We start from the raw sequence: 1,084 nt of genomic DNA on the forward strand, positions 1-1,084 counted from the left end.
TCTGAGCTAAGTCTTGTGTATGTTGGATAGTCATTAATTCGATTCTCAATAATTCGTTAACGCTTTTCGGTCAAAGCGACAATGGCTTGTGCGACAACTTTGTCAGCATCTAATTTTGCGGCACTGCGTGCCTTTTGAGCCATTGAAAGTAAAGCTTGGCGATCCAATTGTTGGATCTGTTGAGTCAAAGACTCCACGGTTAAATCAGGTTGTTCAATCATCTTCGCAGCACCGCATTCCACTAAATGGTCGGCATTCAGTGCCTGTTGACGGTCTTTATGCATGAACGGGATAAAAATCGCGCCTACACCTGCTGCTGAGACTTCAGATACCGTCAATGCGCCAGAACGGCACACTAGCAGATCTGCCCACGCATACGCTTGTGCAACATCATCGATAAACTCGGTCACTTCTGCATTAGCAACATTGTTCGCTTGATAAGCAGCTTGCACTTCTTGCGCTGCGCCTTTACCTGCTTGATGACGAATACAGTAGTCTTGTCCCAAGTTTGCCATCACCGCTGGCAATGTTTGATTAAGAATACGCGCCCCTTGGCTGCCGCCCATAACAAGAATACGAATTGGTCCTTCTCTCTCTTGCATACGTTGAGCGGGCTCATCCAACTGCGTTACGTCTTCACGTACTGGGTTACCGACAACCGCCGCAGAAGGAAATGCGCCGGGAAACGCTTGAAAGACTTTCTTAGCGATCTTTGATAGCCATTGATTTGTTAAACCTGCAACCGCGTTTTGTTCGTGTAGAACAACCGGGATACCGCTTAACCAAGCCGCGATACCACCCGGACCACTCACATAGCCGCCCATACCTAAAACGGCATCCGGCTGCCAGCGCTTCATGTGCGCTCGCGCTTGCATGATGGCATTAATAATTTGAAAAGGGGCAGCTAAAAGACGTTTAACACCTTGGCCTCGCAGACCTTTTACTTTGATAAAGTCGATCTCAATACCATGCTTTGGCACCAAATCGGCTTCCATTCGATCCGCTGTACCTAACCAACGGATCTCCCAACCTTGTTCTTGAAGCTGCTTTGCCACCGCCAAACCTGGGAATACGTGACCGCCGG

General features: G+C 48.6%; 1 protein-coding gene. It reads right to left on the minus strand.

The window, feature by feature from the left end; all coding sequences use genetic code 11:
* Positions 1-56: 56 nt before the first annotated feature.
* Positions 57-1,084 (minus strand): undecaprenyldiphospho-muramoylpentapeptide beta-N-acetylglucosaminyltransferase (gene murG, locus R8O10_RS23950; protein WP_318191791.1); only part of this gene is annotated, 1,028 nt, incomplete at its 5' end.

The organism is Vibrio sp. 1727 (genome assembly GCF_033344415.1).
In the GTDB taxonomy this organism is placed as follows: domain Bacteria; phylum Pseudomonadota; class Gammaproteobacteria; order Enterobacterales; family Vibrionaceae; genus Vibrio; species Vibrio alginolyticus.